16 protein-coding genes and 1 tRNA gene are annotated in these 19,077 nt (G+C 55.0%); 10 read left to right on the plus strand and 7 right to left on the minus strand.

Annotated features, from left to right (window positions below; all coding sequences use genetic code 11):
- Window positions 1-96: 96 nt before the first annotated feature.
- The 4 genes from HV340_RS01000 to HV340_RS01015 all read right to left on the minus strand — a co-directional run bounded on the left by HV340_RS01000 (window position 97) and on the right by HV340_RS01015 (window position 3,695).
- The gene (locus HV340_RS01000; RefSeq protein WP_181216254.1) at window positions 97-1,035 is read right to left on the minus strand and encodes a sugar kinase; all 939 of its coding nucleotides are present in this window, start codon (window positions 1,033-1,035) and stop codon (window positions 97-99) included.
- Between the two features lie 3 nt (window positions 1,036-1,038).
- Entirely contained in the window at window positions 1,039-1,788 is a 750-nt protein-coding gene (locus tag HV340_RS01005) for a xylose isomerase (protein WP_032679355.1), read from the minus strand.
- Between the two features lie 103 nt (window positions 1,789-1,891).
- Window positions 1,892-2,908, minus strand: a complete 1,017-nt coding sequence (locus HV340_RS01010) for a LacI family DNA-binding transcriptional regulator (protein WP_032679356.1) — start codon at window positions 2,906-2,908, stop codon at window positions 1,892-1,894.
- Between the two features lie 124 nt (window positions 2,909-3,032).
- The gene (locus tag HV340_RS01015; RefSeq protein ID WP_014168137.1) at window positions 3,033-3,695 is read right to left on the minus strand and encodes an OmpA family lipoprotein; all 663 of its coding nucleotides are present in this window, start codon (window positions 3,693-3,695) and stop codon (window positions 3,033-3,035) included.
- A 212-nt stretch (window positions 3,696-3,907) separates the two neighbouring features.
- On the opposite strand from HV340_RS01015, the gene HV340_RS01020 reads away from it, so the two are divergent.
- Window positions 3,908-6,187: a molybdopterin guanine dinucleotide-containing S/N-oxide reductase gene (locus HV340_RS01020; RefSeq protein ID WP_047742831.1), complete on the plus strand. Its 2,280-nt coding sequence runs from the start codon at window positions 3,908-3,910 to the stop codon at window positions 6,185-6,187.
- On the opposite strand, the gene HV340_RS01025 is transcribed toward HV340_RS01020, so the two are convergent.
- Both HV340_RS01025 and tag read right to left on the minus strand, forming a co-directional pair.
- Entirely contained in the window at window positions 6,156-6,596 is a 441-nt protein-coding gene (locus tag HV340_RS01025) for an N-acetyltransferase (RefSeq protein ID WP_032679358.1), read from the minus strand. The genes HV340_RS01020 and HV340_RS01025 overlap by 32 nt on opposite strands.
- Window positions 6,574-7,155 carry a DNA-3-methyladenine glycosylase I gene (tag, locus tag HV340_RS01030; RefSeq protein WP_014168140.1) on the minus strand — a complete coding sequence of 194 codons (582 nt, stop codon included), beginning with the start codon at window positions 7,153-7,155 and terminating at the stop codon, window positions 6,574-6,576. The genes HV340_RS01025 and tag overlap by 23 nt, the downstream gene beginning before the upstream one ends.
- A gap of 162 nt (window positions 7,156-7,317) precedes the next feature.
- Here tag and HV340_RS01035 point away from each other — a divergent pair, with 162 nt between their 5' ends.
- The 9 genes from HV340_RS01035 (at window position 7,318) to dppF (ending at window position 17,903) form a co-directional block, all read left to right on the plus strand.
- A complete protein-coding gene (locus HV340_RS01035) occupies window positions 7,318-8,016 on the plus strand; it encodes an autotransporter domain-containing protein (RefSeq protein WP_063925753.1) in 699 nt (232 codons plus the stop codon).
- 238 nt (window positions 8,017-8,254) lie between these two features.
- Entirely contained in the window at window positions 8,255-9,457 is a 1,203-nt protein-coding gene (locus tag HV340_RS01040) for an MFS transporter (protein ID WP_025206420.1), read from the plus strand.
- Window positions 9,458-9,718: 261 nt separating this feature from the next.
- Window positions 9,719-11,410, plus strand: coding sequence for a kdo(2)-lipid A phosphoethanolamine 7''-transferase (eptB, locus tag HV340_RS01045; protein WP_063925752.1), 1,692 nt, complete (start codon window positions 9,719-9,721; stop codon window positions 11,408-11,410).
- A gap of 91 nt (window positions 11,411-11,501) precedes the next feature.
- Window positions 11,502-11,578 (plus strand) — tRNA-Pro (locus HV340_RS01050).
- Between the two features lie 620 nt (window positions 11,579-12,198).
- Window positions 12,199-13,806 (plus strand): dipeptide ABC transporter periplasmic-binding protein DppA, encoded by a 1,608-nt coding sequence (gene dppA, locus HV340_RS01055; protein WP_014168145.1) that lies wholly within the window; start codon window positions 12,199-12,201, stop codon window positions 13,804-13,806.
- A 161-nt stretch (window positions 13,807-13,967) separates the two neighbouring features.
- On the plus strand, window positions 13,968-14,987 hold the full coding sequence (gene dppB, locus HV340_RS01060; protein ID WP_020882632.1) for a dipeptide ABC transporter permease DppB: 1,020 nt from the start codon (window positions 13,968-13,970) through the stop codon (window positions 14,985-14,987).
- Window positions 14,988-14,996: 9 nt separating this feature from the next.
- On the plus strand, window positions 14,997-15,899 hold the full coding sequence (gene dppC / locus HV340_RS01065; protein WP_040018429.1) for a dipeptide ABC transporter permease DppC: 903 nt from the start codon (window positions 14,997-14,999) through the stop codon (window positions 15,897-15,899).
- 10 nt (window positions 15,900-15,909) lie between these two features.
- Window positions 15,910-16,893: a dipeptide ABC transporter ATP-binding protein gene (dppD, locus tag HV340_RS01070; protein WP_014168148.1), complete on the plus strand. Its 984-nt coding sequence runs from the start codon at window positions 15,910-15,912 to the stop codon at window positions 16,891-16,893.
- On the plus strand, window positions 16,890-17,903 hold the full coding sequence (dppF, locus tag HV340_RS01075) for a dipeptide ABC transporter ATP-binding subunit DppF (protein ID WP_020882631.1): 1,014 nt from the start codon (window positions 16,890-16,892) through the stop codon (window positions 17,901-17,903). Before dppD ends, dppF begins: the two co-directional genes overlap by 4 nt.
- Window positions 17,904-17,953: 50 nt before the next feature.
- On the opposite strand, the gene coaA is transcribed toward dppF, so the two are convergent.
- Entirely contained in the window at window positions 17,954-18,904 is a 951-nt protein-coding gene (gene coaA / locus HV340_RS01080) for a type I pantothenate kinase (protein WP_025206418.1), read from the minus strand.
- Window positions 18,905-19,077 lie beyond the last annotated feature (173 nt).

Consider the following 19,077-nt stretch of genomic DNA (forward strand, 5'->3'; position numbering starts at 1 on the left):
GTTGTTGAGGTTTGTACCGCCGTTGTATGTAGGGTACACGGTGGTTTGTTTTGTTTCCCCCTGACCTACCTGAGGAGAGGGGGAGGGAAACGGAATTTATTTGTTCAGCTGCGCGCGGGTCGGTAATCCTTCACTGTCGCCCTGCACCTGGATTGCCAGCGAGCCAATTTTATTGCCCCGGGCGACGGCCTGCTGCAGCGGTTTGCCTTCCAGCAGGGCACTAATGACTCCCACGGCAAAACCATCGCCAGCGCCGACGGTATCAACCACGTTATCGACCTTCACGGCCGCGACTGCGCCTTGCTCGCCGTTAGCCGTTTTAAACCAGGCGCCATCGGCGCCGGTTTTCAGCACCACCGCTTTTACCCCTTTGTTGAGGTAAAAATCGGCAATCCCTTCAGGGGTGTTTTTACCGGTCAGGATCATGCCTTCTTTCACGCCCGGCAGAACCCAGTCAGCCTGAAACGCCAGACGATTCAGCTTCTCGACCATTTCCGCTTCGCTTTTCCACAGTACCGGGCGCAGGTTAGGATCGAATGAGATCGTTTTCCCCTGAGCCTTCATGGTGGTTGCGGCATGATCCAGTAATGCATACGAGCTGGCTGAAAGCGCAGCCGCCACGCCGCTCAGATGCAGATGGCGTGCGGAGGCGAAATAGTGGGTGTGGTAATCCTCGACTGAGAGGTGGCTCGCCGCAGACCCTTTACGGAAATACTCCACAATGGGATCGGTTCCATTTTCGACTTTCGATTTAAGCTGGAAACCGGTCGGGAAGCGTCCATCAAGGGTGACGCCGGAAGCATCAATGCCCTCTTTTTTCAGCGAATCGAGAACGAAATGGCCAAAGCTGTCATCACCCACGCGGCTGACCCAGCCGACATTCAGACCCAGGCGCGCCAGGCCGGTCGCGACGTTCAGCTCAGCCCCCGCCACGCGTTTGATAAAGTGCTCCACCGTACTCAGGTCACCCGTTTCGGTGGCGACAAACATCGCCATGGCTTCGCCGATAGTGATCACATCCAGCGTCTTGTGCATGGTTTACTCCTCACGCAGCAGGTTTACGTAATGACGGGTGACGGCGGTTAAATCCGCCCCTTCCAGCGGGAACTCGATACCACGCGGGGCATCGGCGGGCAGCTGACAAAGCAGATCCAGCCAGCGCGCATCGGCCCGATCCGGCGCCACGGCGCGGAAATTTTCTTTATGCGGCACGGCGGCTTTAACGTGGATATAGCTCACTGCGGAGGCCAGATGGCGCGCGGCTTCTTCCGGGGAGTCGCCCACCCACAGCCAGTTGCCCATGTCGAACGTCAGCGTGACGGGCAGCGCCATGTCCCGGCAGGCGGCTTTGAAGCGCTGCATCGGCGCAAGCTGGCCGCAGTCGGTCTGGTCGTTTTCCACCACCAGGGCCATACCGCTTTCATCGAGCAGGGCACGCAGGGCGTGAAGCGGCTGGGTGTCGCTGAAATGACCCAGTGAGACCTTGAGCCACAGCGCATTCAGGGTACTGGCTTCGCTGAGATAACGGGGCAGGTCAGGGTTGAGGGTGCCATCGGGCATAAACAGGGCCGCAGGGGCGGAGTAGCATGCCAGCAGGCCCAGCAGCTCAATGGATTCACCCAGCGCGGGCAGCGCCAGCAGCTCTTCGCTGTTGAACAGCTCGCGGCGGATCTCGACGCCGTCGGCACCCGCGCCCGCAATGACGGGCAGCATTGCCCGTTGACCACCTGCCTGTCGCACCTGTTCCGCGCCATACGCGGCGGTGACCACCATGATTTTTCTGCCCATCGTCGGACTCCATCGCAATACATCAATACTATTACGCTAGATGGAACCGGTTCCAAAGAAAAGGTCAGGATGTTGAATTTATGATCGGTATCACAAGGGAAAATTAACGGGCGGTGGAGCCGCGAACAATCAACTCGCCGGAAAATACCTGCTCGCGAACGGCATCGCTGGTGCCTTCAATACGACGAACCACTTGTTCAACAGCGGCATAGCCAATCTGCCAGGTGGGTTGTTTGAGGGTCGTGATCCCGACGCCAGCCAGTTCTGCCCACTCGAGCTCGTCGAACCCCAGCAGACCGATATCGCTTCCCCAGTGCAGGCCAATGCGCTTAAGCGAGCGGGCGACCTGCAGGGTCAGCGCCCCGTTGGCAGAGATAACGGCTTTACGCATTCCGCGATGGCGGGTGTGGAACTGCCGCAGGGTATTGTCGAGCTGATCGGCTTCGTGGAGGGGCGTTTCGGCATTCTCGGCAATCACGCCGGGGTAACGCTCCAGCGTGGCACGAAACGCGCTCAGTCGCTCACGACGGGTATTGACCATGCCCAGAGGTTCGCTCAGAAACAGGATGGCTTCAAAGCCCTGTTCAATCAGATGCTCAGTGGCGGTTGTCGCCGCCTGAGTGTTATCCAGCCCGACGACATCGCAGGCGAATTCCGGGATTTTGCGGTCGATAAGAACCATCGGCAGGGAGGATTGCTGCAGGCGGTTTAAGCCCTCTTCACGCATGCCCACGGCATTCACCACAATCCCTTCGACCTGATAGCTGCGCAGCAAATCCAGGTAATGCAGCTCCTGATCGACTTCGTTGTTGGTGTTACAGACCAGCGGCGTAAAGCCCTTTTCGCGACAGGCGGCTTCAATTCCGCTCAATACGTTGACGGAGTAGGGATTGGTGATATCGGCGATGATAAGCCCGATAAGACGGGTACGGCCCCGTTTGAGCCCGCGCGCCATAAGGCTCGGGCGGTAGTCGAGATCGGCAATAGCCTGTTCAATACGAGCGAGCAGCGCATCGGACAGCAGGTGTTTCTCGCCGTTGAGGTAGCGTGAAATGCTGGTTTTACCGGTTTTGGCGGCTTTCGCCACGTCGCTGATTGTGGCCCGTGTTGGTTTGCTCATCGCTGAATTCCCTGAAGTGAGTGAGAACACCTTAGCGGGAAAATTAGCGATGGCAAGCGGTTCATGCTGACGTGGCGGCATGATGCCCTTATCCCCCTCTCCCCCTGGAAGAGGGGGGCAGCCCTTACTGAATTGGGCTTAAGGTAATCTCAACGCGACGGTTCTGCGCTTTGCCTTCCGCCGTGCTGTTGCTGGCGATAGGGTTTGCAGGGCCCATGCCGCTGGTGCGGATGCGGTTTGCTGCAACGCCCTGCGTGATCAGCGAGCTGGCCACAGAATCGGCACGCTGCTGAGACAGACGCATATTCAGATCCTGGCTGCCGGTGCTGTCGGTATAACCGATCACATTCACCGCAGTCTTGTTGTACTCTTTCAGCACCATTGCCACGCCGGTCAGGGTGTTCGCCCCTGCTGGTTTCAGCGTTGCGCTGCTGCTGTCGAAGGTGACGTTGTTTGGCATATTCAGGATGATGTTATCGCCGCTGCGCGTCACGCTCACGCCGGTGCCTTTCATTTTGTCGCGCAGTTTTGCTTCCTGCACATCCATGTAATAACCCACGCCGCCGCCCAGGGCTGCACCTGCCGCTGCGCCAATTAACGCGCCTTTGCCGCGGTCTTTCTTGGAGGAGGAGAGTGCGCCCACACCAGCCCCTACCAGCGAGCCGAGACCCGCGCCGATACCGGATTTACCAGCTTCGCTTTCACCGGTGTAAGGGTTTGTTGTGCAGCCAGAAACAGCCAGTGCACCGCTCACCAGAGCGGCAATAACGAATACGCGTTTTTTCATCTTATTTCCTTAATCCTTTTTATTCTTTGCCACGACGCGCGTGGCAGTTGATTATGACGTCCAGATACGGAGAAAATTCCGGGTATAACTCTGAAATTTGTGACAAACCATAAACTGCCTCACTAAGAAGGCCGTAAAACCTGCACGCAACCAGGAGCGCACGCTTGAGCACCTCAACAAAAACGATTCTGACCGCCGCCCACTGGGGGCCGATGCTGGTCGAAACCGATGGCGAAAATGTTCTGTCGTCTCGCGGGGCATTGCCAACGCAACATCCCAACTCTTTACAGACCGTCGTTCGCGATCAGGTGCACAGCAAAACGCGCGTGCGCTGGCCGATGGTGCGTAAAGGATTTCTGGCGTCGCCAGACAAGCCGCAGGGTATTCGTGGTCAGGATGAGTTTGTCCGGGTGAGCTGGGATGACGCGCTGGCGCTGATCCATGCGCAGCACAAACGTATCCGCGACACGTATGGCCCGTCGTCCATTTTTGCCGGTTCTTACGGCTGGCGGTCAAACGGCGTGCTGCATAAGGCCTCGACGTTACTGCAGCGCTATATGAGTCTGGCCGGGGGGTATACCGGCCATCTTGGGGATTACTCCACCGGCGCAGCGCAGGCGATCATGCCCTACGTGGTGGGCGGTAACGAAGTGTATCAGCAGCAGACCAGCTGGCCGCTGGTGCTGGAGCACACCGATGTGGTGGTGCTGTGGAGCGCCAACCCGCTCAACACCCTGAAAATCGCGTGGAATGCCAGTGACGAGCAGGGGATCCCGTATTTTGATGCGCTGCGTAAAAGCGGCAAGCGCATCATCTGCATTGACCCGATGCGCTCGGAAACCATGGACTTCTTCGGCGACAGCGCCGAGTGGATTGCCCCGCATATGGGCACCGACGTGGCGATGATGCTGGGCATTGCCCATACGCTGGTGGAGAACGGCTGGCACGATACCGGGTTCCTCGCACGCTGTACCACCGGTTTTGACAACTTCGCCGACTATCTGACGGGCAATACAGACGGTATGGCCAAAACGGCAGAGTGGGCGGCAGAGATTTGTGGGGTTCCTGCGGCCAAACTGCGTGAACTGGCAGCGTTATTCCACCAAAACACCACGATGTTAATGTCCGGATGGGGGATGCAGCGCCAGCAGTTCGGTGAGCAGAAACACTGGATGCTCGTGACGCTGGCCGCCATGCTCGGGCAAATCGGTACGCCGGGCGGTGGGTTTGGTCTCTCTTATCACTTCGCCAATGGCGGCAACCCAACCCGCAAAGCGGCAGTGCTGGCTTCTCTGCAGGGCTCGGTTCAGGGCGGTGTGGATGCCGTGGATAAAATCCCGGTGGCGCGCATTGTTGAAGCCCTGGAAAACCCGGGCGGGTTTTATCAGCATAACGGTCTGGATCGCCACTTCCCGGATATCCGGTTTGTCTGGTGGGCCGGCGGCGCGAACTTTACTCATCACCAGGACACGAATCGCCTGATCCGCGCCTGGCAGAAGCCAGAACTGGTGGTTATCTCAGAATGCTTCTGGACCGCCTCAGCCAAACATGCCGATATTGTGCTGCCGGCGACCACCTCGTTTGAGCGTAACGACCTCACCATGACCGGTGACTACAGCAATCAGCATATGGTACCGATGAAGCGCGTCGTGGCGCCGCGTGATGAGGCGCGTGATGATTTTGAGGTGTTTGCTGAGCTGAGCGAGTTGTGGGAAACGGGGGGGCGCGAGCGTTTTACCGAGGGCAAAACGGATTTGCAGTGGCTGGAGACGTTCTACCAGATTGCCGGTCAGCGCGGGGCCCCGCAGGGCGTGACGCTGCCGCCATTTGCGCAGTTCTGGGAAGCGAACCAGATTATTGAGATGCCGGAGAGCGAACAGAATGCGCAGTTTGTTCGCTTCGCCGATTTCCGCCGCGACCCGGAGAACCATCCGCTGAAAACCGAGAGCGGGAAGATTGTGATCTACAGCGAGCGTATCGCCCAATTTAAGTATGCCGACTGTCCGGCGCATCCAACGTGGCTTGAGCCGGACGAGTGGCACGGTAATGCCCAGCCGGAACAGCTGCAGGTGTTATCGGCCCATCCAGCCCATCGCCTGCACAGCCAGCTTAACTATTCATCACTGCGCGAGCGGTATGCGGTTGCCGGGCGAGAGCCCGTCACCCTGAACAGCGCAGATGCGCGCGCGCGTGGGATCGTTGACGGTGACGTGGTTCGCGTCTGGAATCAGCGTGGCCAGGTGCTGGCAGGGGCGGTAGTGAGCGACGGGATTAAACCTGGCGTTATCTGCATTCACCAGGGGGCATGGCCAGACCTGGAGCCGAGCGAAGGCGGTATTTGTAAAAACGGTGCAGTAAACGTTCTGACCAAAGATCTCCCCAGCTCGAAGCTGGGGAATGGCTGCGCGGGGAACACGGCGCTGGCCTGGGTCGAGAAATATCAGGGACCCGAGCTTACGCTCACGGCGTTTGATCCGCCTGCCAGCTCATGATCCACGTTGGGTGCTGAGTGTCATCCTGCCAGGCGCTGTCTTCAATGCGAAAACCCTGTGCATGATAGAAATTCACCGCCCGGACATTTTTCTGGTAGACCTCCAGGCTTAAATACGGGAAGCGCTGTTGAACATGGTTCAGCAGCGCACGCCCAATCCCCCGACCAATAAAGTCAGTTGAAACAAACAGCGCGCCTACAAACTGGGACTGCATGACGCTGATAAAGCCGCGCAGCATTCCATCCTCTTCCCATACCCAGGTTTCGGCGGCGGGCAGGTAAACATCCCGCACCATACCTTCGTTCTCTTTCCAGTAGCTCGCGCTGATAAACGGGTGCGCCTCCGTGGTGCTTTCAAGCCACAGACTCAGGAGTGGCCCGGCATTATCACTTTCCCATTTGCGGATCATGGTGCCTCCCTGGATGACAGACGCAGCCGGTAACGTGGTCGTTGACCAGGCCACAGGCCTGCATAAAGGCGTAACAGATAGTGGAGCCGACAAATTTAAAGCCGCGTTTTTTCAGTGCTTTAGAGAGCGCATCCGACGCCGGGGTGGAGGCCGGGATCTCCGCGAGCGTGGCGGCCTGGGTAATTTGCGGCGTATTGTTCACAAACGTCCAGACAAATTCTGAGAACGGTTCTCCGTTTTGCTCCATCGCCAGATAAGCGCGCGCGTTACCAATGATGGCCTGGATCTTACCGCGATGGCGGATGATGCCTGCATCCTGGACCAGCCGTTCCACATCGTCCTCGGTCATGGCAGCGACGGCGACCGGATCGAACTGATGGAAGGCATTACGATAGTTTTCCCGTTTCTTAAGCACCGTAATCCATGACAAGCCCGCCTGTTGACCTTCCAGGCAGATCATTTCAAAAAGCTTTTTCCCTTCTGTCTCCGGTACGCCCCATTCCCGATCGTGATAGTCGATATAAAGCTGATCCTGGCTTACCCAACCGCAACGCTGCATCGGTTATCTCCCTTAATGAAACGGTTATCGCAAAATTTTCATTCTGTCAGGCTTGACGTGTCTACTATAAAGACAATAGTTAATACAGGGCCATATGCCCGCAAAACTCTTCCTAAACAATGACAAATATCGCCGAATTCGGCTCTCTCTGGAGTCGCTTTGATGATGATAAAAAAAATCAGTGGTCGCCATGCTGTTTCTGGCCTGGCGGGGATTTCAGCCTGTCTGTTTTTTTGTAATACAGCATTTGCCTGGCAACAGGAATATATCGTTTCAGACGCCCAAAGTAATACGGCGGAACGCTATACATGGGATGCGGATCACCAACCGCGTTATGAGGATATTCTCGCCGAGCGGATTCAGTCATCACAAAATGCCCCCGGGCTTGCCCTGAGTTTACCGTCGGGTTCCACGCCGGCAGGGGCCATGAGCGTGGGCTGGAACATTCCGGTGTCAGGGCGTATCACGACCGGTCCGGTGATGGCGTGGCGTTATGACGGCACGGCACCGATGATGATCAACGAATTTGGTGACAGCGCGACGACGCAGGGGCTTACCGACCTACTCTGGCATGCCAGCGTCAGCACGCTCGGCTGGCGCGTGGATACACAGTACGGCGAGCTTCGCCCGTGGGCGCAGATAAGCTATAACCAGCAGTTTGGCGAAAACCAGTGGAAATCCCAGTTTGGGATGCCACAGACGCCGGCACCAACACAAAGCGGCAACTGGATGGATGTAACCGTCGGAACGGATATTCCGTTTAACACGCATATGGCGGCCTATGCGTCGTTAGCACAAGGGGAATACACCACCACGGGTGAGGAGTTTATGTACACCCTGGGCGTGAGCGCTAATTTTTAAGGTTGTTACTTTTTTAAACGTGCCGATAACATCCTGAATACAATAGCCGTGGGGGTTGTAGCGATAGCAGTCACTAACACGCTGTCGCTTCATTCCCTGGCAAGGTCATTCATTCCCGATTTATGGCATTTCATTCCATTCCTCCTGCATTTCATGCCGTTTTACCCCAAGCATATTAAGGTTTTGTTTATCGTTGCCCTCAGCGAATTCCCTTACTTTCTCTTGCAGGACAACTGCCATGAACACATCAACTTACAACCGTACGCGCTGGCTAACGCTTTTTGGCACCATCGTGACCCAGTTTGCGCTGGGGTCGGTCTATACCTGGAGCCTGTTTAACAGTGCGCTTTCCGATAAGCTTGGTGCACCGGTCAGCCAGGTGGCGTTCTCCTTCGGCTTGCTGAGCCTCGGGCTGGCGCTTTCATCTTCCGTCGCGGGAAAATTGCAGGAGCGATTCGGCGTGAAGCGGGTGACGATGGCATCCGGTATCTTGTTGGGCGTGGGCTTTTTCCTGACGGCGCATTCCAGCAACCTGATGATGCTGTGGCTGAGCGCCGGGGTGCTGGTGGGACTTGCCGACGGTGCAGGTTATCTGCTGACCCTGTCAAACTGTGTGAAGTGGTTCCCGGAACGTAAAGGTTTAATCTCTGCATTTGCCATCGGGTCCTATGGCCTGGGGAGCCTCGGTTTTAAATTTATCGATTCCCACCTGCTTGCTTCCGTGGGGCTCGAAAAAACGTTCATGATCTGGGGCGCTATCGTTCTGGTCATGATCCTGTTCGGCGCCACGCTGATGAAAGATGCGCCGCAGCAGGAAGTGAAAACCGTTAACGGTGTGGTGGAGAATGATTTCACCCTTGCGCAGTCTATGCGTCAACCACAGTACTGGATGCTGGCGGTCATGTTCCTGACAGCCTGCATGAGCGGTCTGTATGTGATTGGGGTGGCGAAAGATATTGCTCAGGGAATGGTGAAACTGGATGCGGCAACAGCAGCGAATGCGGTCACCGTCATCTCCATTGCCAACCTCTCTGGCCGTCTGGTGCTCGGGATTCTGTCTGACAAAATTGCCCGTATCCGCGTGATTACCATCGGGCAGGTTGTCTCGCTGGTGGGGATGGCGGCGCTGCTGTTTGCCCCACTGAACGAAGCCACGTTCTTCGCCGCAATTGCCTGTGTGGCCTTTAATTTCGGCGGCACGATTACAGTCTTCCCGTCGCTGGTCAGTGAGTTCTTCGGCCTGAACAATCTGGCGAAAAACTACGGTGTTATCTATCTGGGCTTTGGCATCGGCAGTATCTGCGGCTCGTTAATCGCCTCGCTGTTCGGTGGGTTCTATGTGACCTTCTGCGTGATATTTGCTTTGCTGATAATCTCGCTGGCCTTGTCGACCACCATTCGCCAGCCGCAGCGTGAAGTCTTTAACGAAGCGCATGCCTGACAACAACAAAAAAAGGCCGGTTATCCGGCCTTTTTATTATCTTAAAAACTGAGACTTAGATGAAAACGTCGGTTTCAGGATTTGCTTTTTTGTAAATAACTGCACCGATCACATTCTCTGTTGCCACTTTTTCCCATCCCTGTGGTCTACTTACCACGCTTGTAGACGTTTCTGATTAACGATCCCCTGAGCGTATATCTAATCTGCCTACTTTTAATACCGAGTGGGCGGTGGTACCGTCCCTTTTTCCGGGTAGCTTGCATGAAATACATTAAATCGATGGCGCAACAAAAGCTCTGCTTTTTGCTGGCGTTGTACATCGGCCTGTTTATGAATGGCGCAGTTTTTTTCCGTCGGTTTGACGGATACGCGCACGATTTTACCGTCTGGAAAGGAGTTGCAGCGGTTGTCGAATTGGTCGCTGCTGTACTGGTCACCTTCTTTTTATTCCGGGTTCTCACCCTGTTTGGCCGCCGCGTATGGCGAGTACTGGCAACGTTTATTGTGCTGTGCTCCGCTGGTGCCAGTTATTACATGACTTTTATGAACGTTGTCATTGGCTACGGCATTATTGCTTCGGTGATGACGACGGATATAGATCTCTCTAAAGAGGTCGTTGGTCTGCACTTTATTCTCTGGCTGGTGGCAGTCAGTACCTTGCCTCTGCTGCTCATCTGGAGCAACCGCTGCCGGTACACGCTGGTACACCAGATTCGCACGCCGGGGAAACGTTTCAGAAGTGTCGCGATTGTGCTGCTCGCTGGGTTGATGGTCTGGGGGCCGATTCGCCTGCTGGAAGTGAAGCAGAAAAATTATGAGCGTACGTCTGGCGTGGACATGCCAAGCTACGGTGGTGTGGTTGCAAATTCTTATTTGCCGTCAAACTGGATTTCCGCTCTGGGGCTGTATGCCTGGGCACAGGTGGACGAATCCTCTGATAACAAATCGTTGTTGAACCCGGCAAAGAAATTTACCTATGACGCGCCAAAAGATATCGATGATACCTATGTCGTCTTTATCATTGGTGAAACGACACGCTGGGATCATATGGGCATTCTGGGTTATGACCGTGATACCACGCCTAAACTGGCTCAGGAGAAAAACCTGGTTGCCTATCGCGGTTACTCCTGTGATACCGCCACCAAGCTCTCCTTACGCTGCATGTTTGTGCGCGAGGGTGGAGCGAGCGATAACCCGCAGCGAACACTGAAAGAGCAAAATGTCTTCTCGGTGCTTCACCAACTCGGCTTTACTTCCGCCCTGTATGCAATGCAAAGCGAGATGTGGTTCTACAGTAACACCATGGCGCAGAACATTGCCTATCGTGAGCAAATCGGTGCGGAGCCACGTAACCGTGGCAAGTCTGTCGATGATATGTTGCTGATTGATGAGATGAAGCTCTCTCTTAATGGAAATCCTGATGGTAAGCATATGATTATTCTGCATACCAAAGGATCGCACTTTAATTACACCCAACGTTATCCGCGTAGCTTTGCCAGGTGGACGCCGGAATGTATTGGTGTGGATAAAGACTGTACCAAAGACCAGTTGATTAACTCTTTCGATAATTCAGTGTTGTATGTGGATCACTTTATCGATTCGGTGATTGACCATGTACGCGATAAGAAAGCGATTGTGTTCTATGCAGCGGATCACGGTGAGTCAATTAATGAATTTGAGCACCTGCATGGTACGCCACGTAATATGGCTCCTCCGGAACAGTTCCGCGTGCCCATGATGGTGTGGATGTCGGACAAGTACCTCGAAGACCCGGAGAAAGCGAAGATGTTTGCCCACCTGAAAAAAGAGGCAGACATGAAGGTGCCGCGTCGTCACGTTGAGCTGTACGACACCATTTTGGGTTGCCTGGGTTACACCTCTCCTGACGGCGGTATCAACGAAAATAACAACTGGTGCAAACTCCCTGATAGCAAGGCGAAAGCCGCGCAGTAACGCGTCTGGCGAGAATATCGCCAGTTGAAGGGCTTTTTTAATTTAAGGGATTGACGGGGGCGCACCTCAGCAGTAAGATGCGCTCCGCATTCGGCGAGTAGCGCAGCTTGGTAGCGCAACTGGTTTGGGACCAGTGGGTCGGAGGTTCGAATCCTCTCTCGCCGACCACATTTAAAGAAGGGCTAACCGCAAGGTTAGCCCTTTTTGCATTAGCAGCTTACTCATCCTGATTCACCAAAACGCCCCTTATCCCGCCTTCTTCCTGTCTGTTAACGATTTTGTGACATAATCCATTGTATTTTTTTATATATAGATTGATCTTTTTTCGCGTTGCTTATGGATAACCTCAGCATTTTTCGCTGTGCGTTTTAACGTTCGCGGTATTTAGTGCTCAGATAATCACCGTTCTGCAAGAAAATTTACCCGATCTGAATAAAAGTTAATCACTGATTGTTGCGAAATATGAAGATAATTGTGCTGCAACATAGCGAGTAGCATAAATTTCCCTGCTGAAAACTGGCATACATAGTTTTTTTAATCTTTGTTTGCGGTTTCTCACACTCAGCGTAAATCCCCGTCACCTGTATTGACGTTTTCACATTCTGTTGACAGATTGTAGGGCATGAGGGGCATTTCAGGGACGATCTGCGCTGCAACTCAAACGCTCTTCTGAAAGGATTCTCCATCCCTTAAACGCCTTCGGGCATCACCGACCGGACCGGGTAAAAAATAAATAAAGGTCTGGCGGCGTAACACAACAAAGCAAAACATCACATTGGAGCAGAATAATGAGTATTTCCTTGAAGAAGTCAGGGATGCTGAAGCTTGGTCTGAGCCTGGTGGCTATGACCGTGGCAGCAAGCGTACAGGCAAAAACCCTGGTTTACTGTTCTGAAGGCTCGCCGGAAGGCTTTAACCCACAGCTCTTTACCTCTGGTACGACTTACGACGCAAGCTCTGTGCCTATCTATAACCGTCTGGTTGAATTCAAAACCGGTACCACGGAAGTGATCCCAGGTCTGGCGGAGAAGTGGGACGTCAGCGAAGACGGTAAGACCTATACCTTCCACCTGCGCCAGGGCGTGAAGTGGCAGGACAATAAAGAATTCAAACCAACGCGCGATTTTAACGCCGATGACGTTGTGTTCTCCTTCGACCGTCAGAAAAACGCTCAGAACCCGTATCACAAAGTGTCTGGCGGCAGCTATGAATACTTCGAAGGGATGGGCCTGCAGGACCTGATCGCTGAAGTGAAAAAAGTGGACGATAAAACCGTTCAGTTCGTGCTGACGCGTCCGGAAGCACCATTCCTGGCTGACCTGGCTATGGACTTCGCCTCTATTCTGTCTAAAGAGTACGCGGACAACATGCTGAAAGCCGGCACCCCGGAGAAAGTGGACCTGAATCCAATCGGTACCGGTCCGTTCCAGCTTCTGCAGTACCAGAAAGATTCCCGTATTCTGTATAAAGCCTTCCCGGGCTTCTGGGGCACCAAGCCGCAGATCGACCGTCTGGTCTTCTCCATCACGCCTGATGCTTCTGTGCGTTACGCAAAACTGCAAAAAAATGAATGCCAGGTCATGCCATACCCGAACCCGGCTGACATCGCGCGCATGAAGCAGGATAAAAACATCAACCTGCTGGAGCAGGCTGGTCTGAACGTGGGTTACCTCTCCTTCAACACCGAGAAGAAACCGTTTGATGACGTGAAAGTCCGTCAGGCGCTGACCTATGCAGTGAATAAAGAAGCGATCATTAAAGCGGTCTATCAGGGCGCGGGTGTTGCCGCCAAGAACCTGATCCCACCAACCATGTGGGGCTATAACGACGACGTTAAAGACTACACCTACGATCCTGAGAAAGCGAAAGCGCTGCTGAAAGAAGCAGGCCAGGAGAAAGGCTTTACCGTTGAGCTGTGGGCGATGCCAGTACAGCGTCCGTATAACCCGAACGCACGCCGTATGGCTGAAATGGTTCAGGCTGACTGGGCTAAAGTGGGCGTTCAGGCCAAGATTGTGACCTACGAGTGGGGCGAGTATCTGAAGCGTGCCAAAGCGGGTGAGCATCAGGCGGTGATGATGGGCTGGACCGGTGACAATGGGGATCCGGACAACTTCTTCGCTACCCTGTTCAGCTGTGCAGCTGCGAAAGACGGTTCTAACTACTCTCGCTGGTGCTACAAGCCGTTTGAAGACCTGATCCAGCCGGCGCGTGCGACCGACGATCACAACAAACGTATCGAGCTGTACAAACAGGCTCAGGTTGTGATGCACGATCAGGCTCCGGCTCTGATTGTGGCTCACTCCACCGTGTACGAACCAGTGCGTAAAGAAGTGAAGGGCTACGTGGTTGATCCACTGGGCAAACACCACTTCGAAAACGTCTCTGTTGAATAATAAGTAGGGTGTTCTCCCTCTCCTTCACGGAGAGGGCAGGGGTGAGGGCGTGCATGCATTCCCTCACCCTAATCCTCTCCTGAAGAGAGAGGGAATTTACATTTGTGAGCAATACAGACGTCACGCCAACTGGTTGTACGTCATCAGAGAGAATCCGGGTTATGTTGCAGTTCATCCTCCGACGTCTGGGACTTGTTATCCCCACGTTTATCGGTATCACCCTTCTCACTTTTGCCTTCGTCCATATGATCCCCGGCGACCCGGTAATGATTATGGCGGGCGAGCGTGGTATTTCACCTGAACGCCATGCACAGCTGCTGGCTGAGCTTGGCCTGAACAAACCACTGTGGCAGCAATACCTCAACTATATCTGGGGCGTGTTGCACGGTGATTTAGGGATTTCGCTGAAAAGCCGTCTTCCGGTGTGGGACGAGTTCGTGCCGCGTTTTAAAGCGACACTGGAGCTTGGTGTCTGCGCCATGATTTTCGCCACTGCGGTGGGTATCCCTGTTGGGGTCCTGGCTGCCGTGAAACGTGGCTCTATTTTCGACCATACGGCTGTTGGCCTGGCGCTGACGGGTTACTCCATGCCTATCTTCTGGTGGGGCATGATGCTGATCATGCTGGTCTCGGTGCAGCTAAACCTGACGCCGGTCTCCGGACGCGTCAGCGATATGGTCTTCCTGGATGATACGAATCCTCTGACCGGTTTCATGCTGATCGATACGGCTATCTGGGGCGAAGAGGGTAACTTCATTGATGCGGTGGCACATATGATCCTGCCTGCGATGGTGCTCGGCACCATTCCTCTGGCGGTTATCGTGCGTATGACCCGTTCTTCAATGCTGGAAGTGTTGGGTGAGGATTACATTCGCACCGCACGCGCCAAAGGTCTGACGCGTATGCGCGTCATTATCGTTCACGCCCTGCGTAACGCCATGCTGCCGGTGGTGACTGTTATTGGTCTGCAGGTGGGGACGTTGCTGGCGGGGGCGATCCTGACCGAAACCATCTTCTCCTGGCCGGGCCTCGGACGCTGGCTGATTGACGCACTGCAACGCCGTGATTATCCGGTAGTGCAGGGCGGGGTATTGCTGGTCGCGACGATGATTATTCTCGTCAACCTGCTGGTCGATTTGCTCTACGGCGTGGTGAACCCGCGTATTCGTCATAAGAAGTAAGGGGCCATCATGTCACACATTTCTGAAAATAAAGTGGTTACTGCACCGGTTCCCATGACGCCGCTGCAGGAATTCTGGCACTACTTCAAGCGCAACAAAGGCGCGGTGGTGGGGCTGGTTTATGTCTCTGTCATGATCCTGATTGCGGTGTTTGCCAACGTGCTTGCACCGTATAACCCGGCGGATCAGTTCCGTGATGCGTTGCTGGCACCGCCAGCATGGCAGGACGGCGGTAGCCTGTCGCACCTGCTGGGTACCGATGACGTGGGCCGCGATGTGCTGTCGCGTCTGATGTACGGTGCGCGTCTGTCGCTGCTGGTCGGCTGCCTGGTGGTCGTGTTGTCGCTGGTTATGGGGATCGTACTCGGTCTGGTTGCTGGCTACTTCGGCGGCATTATCGATAACATCATCATGCGTATCGTCGATATCATGCTGGCGCTGCCCAGCTTGCTGTTGGCGCTGGTACTGGTGGCGATTTTTGGTCCGTCGATCAGTAACGCCGCGCTGGCATTAACCTTCGTGGCGCTTCCCCACTATGTGCGACTCACGCGTGCGGCGGTGCTGGTGGAAGTAAACCGCGACTACGTAACGGCCTCCCGCGTGGCGGGTGCTGGCGCGATGCGTCAAATGTTCGTCAACATCTTCCCGAACTGCCTGGCGCCGCTGATTGTTCAGGCGTCGCTCGGTTTCTCTAACGCCATTCTTGATATGGCCGCTCTTGGCTTCCTGGGCATGGGTGCGCAGCCGCCAACACCGGAGTGGGGCACCATGCTCTCCGATGTGTTGCAGTTCGCCCAAAGCGCCTGGTGGGTTGTGACCTTCCCGGGTCTGGCAATCCTGCTGACGGTGCTGGCATTTAACCTGATGGGTGATGGCCTGCGTGATGCACTTGATCCCAAACTGAAGCAGTAAGAGGCACGAGATGGCGTTATTAAATGTAGATAAATTATCGGTGCACTTCGGTGACGAAGGCACTCCGTTTCGCGCCGTGGACCGCATTAGCTACAGCGTAAATCAGGGCGAAGTGGTCGGCATTGTGGGTGAGTCGGGTTCCGGTAAGTCGGTCAGTTCACTGGCCATCATGGGGCTGATTGATTATCCCGGCCGTGTGATGGCCGAAAGTCTGGAGTTTAACGGTCAGGACCTGCAGCGTATCTCCGAAAAGCAGCGCCGCCAGCTGGTCGGTGCGGAAGTGGCGATGATCTTCCAGGACCCAATGACCAGCCTGAACCCTTGTTACACCGTGGGATTCCAGATTATGGAAGCCATCAAGGTGCACCAGGGCGGGAATAAGAAGACCCGGCGTCAGCGTGCGATCGATCTGCTAAATCAGGTCGGTATCCCTGACCCGGCATCGCGTCTGGACGTTTACCCGCACCAGCTCTCCGGTGGGATGAGCCAGCGTGTGATGATCGCCATGGCGATTGCCTGTCGGCCAAAACTGCTGATTGCGGATGAACCGACAACGGCGCTGGACGTGACTATCCAGGCGCAGATCATCGAGCTGCTGCTGGAACTGCAGCAGAAAGAGAACATGGCGCTGGTGCTGATTACGCATGACCTGGCGCTGGTGGCCGAAGCGGCGCACAAAATTATCGTGATGTATGCAGGTCAGGTGGTCGAGACTGGACATTCGCACGATATTTTCCGCGCGCCGCGTCACCCGTATACGCAGGCGCTTTTGCGTGCGCTGCCGGAGTTTGCCCAGGACAAAGCGCGCCTGGCATCACTTCCGGGCGTCGTACCGGGTAAATATGACCGACCGCAGGGCTGCCTGCTTAATCCGCGTTGTCCGTATGCCACAGACAAATGTCGTGCAGAAGAGCCAGAGCTCAACCTGCTTGCTGACGGTCGTCAGTCGAAATGCCACTACCCACTCGATGATGCCGGGAGGCCAACACTATGAGTACGCAACAGGCCACCACGCAACAACCGCTGTTGCAGGCTATCGACCTGAAAAAATACTATCCGGTGAAGAAGGGGCTGTTTGCGCCTGAACGCCTGGTGAAAGCGCTGGATGGCGTCTCCTTTACCCTTGAACGCGGCAAAACGCTGGCGGTGGTCGGTGAGTCAGGCTGTGGCAAATCGACGTTGGGTCGTTTGCTGACGATGATTGAAGTCCCCACTGGCGGTGAGCTCTATTATCAGGGACAGGACCTGCTCAAGCACGATCCGCAGGCGCAGAAACTGCGCCGTCAGAAAATCCAGATTGTGTTCCAGAACCCGTACGGATCGTTGAACCCGCGTAAAAAAGTGGGACAGATTCTGGAAGAGCCCCTGCTGATTAACAGCAATCTGAACAAAGAGCAGCGTCGTGAAAAAGCGCTGGCGATGATGGCGAAAGTGGGCCTGAAGACCGAGCATTACGATCGTTATCCGCATATGTTCTCTGGCGGCCAGCGCCAGCGTATCGCGATTGCGCGTGGTTTGATGCTCGACCCTGACGTGGTCATCGCCGATGAGCCGGTATCAGCCCTCGACGTTTCTGTGCGTGCGCAGGTGTTGAACCTGATGATGGATCTGCAGCAGGACATGGGGCTGTCGTACGTGTTTATTTCGCACGACCTGTCGGTTGTGGAGCACATTGCCGACGAAGTGATGGTGATGTATCTGGGGCGCTGCGTGGAGAAGGGGACAAAAGAGCAAATCTTTACTCATCCTCGTCACCCGTACACCCAGGCGCTGCTGTCTGCGACCCCGCGCCTGAACCCTGACGATCGTCGTGAGCGTATCAAGCTGACGGGTGAATTGCCCAGCCCGCTGAATCCGCCTCCGGGCTGTGCATTCAACGCCCGCTGCAGTCGCCGCTTTGGCCCGTGCACTCAGTTGCAGCCACAGCTCAAGGATTATGGCGGTCAGCTGGTTGCCTGCTTCGCGGTCGATCAGGATGAGAATGGCGAAAAGCCGATGGCGTAATCCATCAATAAAAAAACCGGCGCTAAGCCGGTTTTTTTATGTCTGCGTGATTACTTGCGCAGACGGATCTGGTCGACAGCGTGTTTCTCACTCTTGGTGAGGATCAGGCTGGCGCGCTCACGTGTGGGCAGGATGTTCTCTTTCAGGTTCACGTAGTTGATCTCATTCCACAGCCCTCTCGCCACATTAATGGCTTCTTCTTCAGAAAGCTGGGCATAGTGGTGGAAATAGGAGTCAGGGTCGGTGAACGCCCCTTCACGGAACTTCAGGAAGCGGTTGATATACCAGTTCTGCAGCAGGTCTTCCGGCGCATCGACATAAATAGAGAAATCGACGAAGTCAGAGACAAACACATGATGGGGATCGTGAGGATAATCCATCCCGCTTTGCAGGACGTTTAACCCTTCGAGGATCAGGATATCCGGCTGAACCACCGTTTTGTCTCCACCCGGGATGCGATCGTAGATCAGGTGCGAATAGACCGGAGCCGTCACGTTAGGCGCGCCCGATTTCAGGTCAGAGACAAATTTCACCAGACGGTGCATATCATAAGAGAGCGGGAAGCCCTTCTTCTTCATTAGCCCGCGTTCCTTTAACACCTCATTCGGGTGCAGGAAACCGTCAGTGGTGATGAGCTCCACGCTGCGGTGTTCTGGCCAGCGGCTCAGTAACGCCTGCAATACACGTGCGGTGGTGCTTTTACCGACGGCCACGCTGCCTGCAATGCTGATGATATAAGGAATGCGTTGGCCGTTCGTCCCGAGGAACTGCTCCAGCACCGCCTGACGGCGCAGGTTGGAGCTGATATAGAAGTTAAGCAAGCGCGAGAGTGGTAAATAGATTTCTGCCACTTCTTCCAGCGACAGATCTTCGTTTATCCCCTTTAACCGTGCGATTTCGCCTTCCGTCAGCGTCATCGGGACGGAGTCACGCAGTGCAGCCCACTGGCTACGGTTAAACTGAAGATAAGGTGTCATTAACGTTTGCTCTTTTTTGCTCATAAGCATGCTTCAGTGAGCCAGCACAACACAGCGCGTCCGGGCTCAACATAGTTAATTTTGGACAATGGGCAGGAGGTTAACACCAGATGACAGGAATAATAAGAAAAAATATGGGGAAGCGATGCTTTACGCGGGAGCCATCACGATACGGTATAAGTGGTGTAAATCGGGCG

It is taken from the genome of Enterobacter sp. RHBSTW-00975 (assembly GCF_013615235.1).
GTDB classification, from domain to species: domain Bacteria; phylum Pseudomonadota; class Gammaproteobacteria; order Enterobacterales; family Enterobacteriaceae; genus Enterobacter; species Enterobacter ludwigii.

Excerpts from the sequence above, each read along its gene's own strand:
- HV340_RS01000 (WP_181216254.1), bottom strand. The coding sequence starts at position 1,035 with ATGCACAAGACGCTGGATGTGATCACTATCGGCGAAGCCATGGCGATG.
- HV340_RS01005 (WP_032679355.1), bottom strand. The coding sequence starts at position 1,788 with ATGGGCAGAAAAATCATGGTGGTCACCGCCGCGTATGGCGCGGAACAG.
- HV340_RS01010 (WP_032679356.1), bottom strand. The coding sequence starts at position 2,908 with ATGAGCAAACCAACACGGGCCACAATCAGCGACGTGGCGAAAGCCGCC.
- HV340_RS01015 (WP_014168137.1), bottom strand. The coding sequence starts at position 3,695 with ATGAAAAAACGCGTATTCGTTATTGCCGCTCTGGTGAGCGGTGCACTG.
- HV340_RS01020 (WP_047742831.1), top strand. The coding sequence starts at position 3,908 with ATGCTGGTCGAAACCGATGGCGAAAATGTTCTGTCGTCTCGCGGGGCA.
- HV340_RS01025 (WP_032679358.1), bottom strand. The coding sequence starts at position 6,596 with ATGATCCGCAAATGGGAAAGTGATAATGCCGGGCCACTCCTGAGTCTG.
- tag (WP_014168140.1), bottom strand. The coding sequence starts at position 7,155 with ATGCAGCGTTGCGGTTGGGTAAGCCAGGATCAGCTTTATATCGACTAT.
- HV340_RS01035 (WP_063925753.1), top strand. The coding sequence starts at position 7,318 with ATGATGATAAAAAAAATCAGTGGTCGCCATGCTGTTTCTGGCCTGGCG.
- HV340_RS01040 (WP_025206420.1), top strand. The coding sequence starts at position 8,255 with ATGAACACATCAACTTACAACCGTACGCGCTGGCTAACGCTTTTTGGC.
- eptB (WP_063925752.1), top strand. The coding sequence starts at position 9,719 with ATGAAATACATTAAATCGATGGCGCAACAAAAGCTCTGCTTTTTGCTG.
- dppA (WP_014168145.1), top strand. The coding sequence starts at position 12,199 with ATGAGTATTTCCTTGAAGAAGTCAGGGATGCTGAAGCTTGGTCTGAGC.
- dppB (WP_020882632.1), top strand. The coding sequence starts at position 13,968 with ATGTTGCAGTTCATCCTCCGACGTCTGGGACTTGTTATCCCCACGTTT.
- dppC (WP_040018429.1), top strand. The coding sequence starts at position 14,997 with ATGTCACACATTTCTGAAAATAAAGTGGTTACTGCACCGGTTCCCATG.
- dppD (WP_014168148.1), top strand. The coding sequence starts at position 15,910 with ATGGCGTTATTAAATGTAGATAAATTATCGGTGCACTTCGGTGACGAA.
- dppF (WP_020882631.1), top strand. The coding sequence starts at position 16,890 with ATGAGTACGCAACAGGCCACCACGCAACAACCGCTGTTGCAGGCTATC.
- coaA (WP_025206418.1), bottom strand. The coding sequence starts at position 18,904 with ATGAGCAAAAAAGAGCAAACGTTAATGACACCTTATCTTCAGTTTAAC.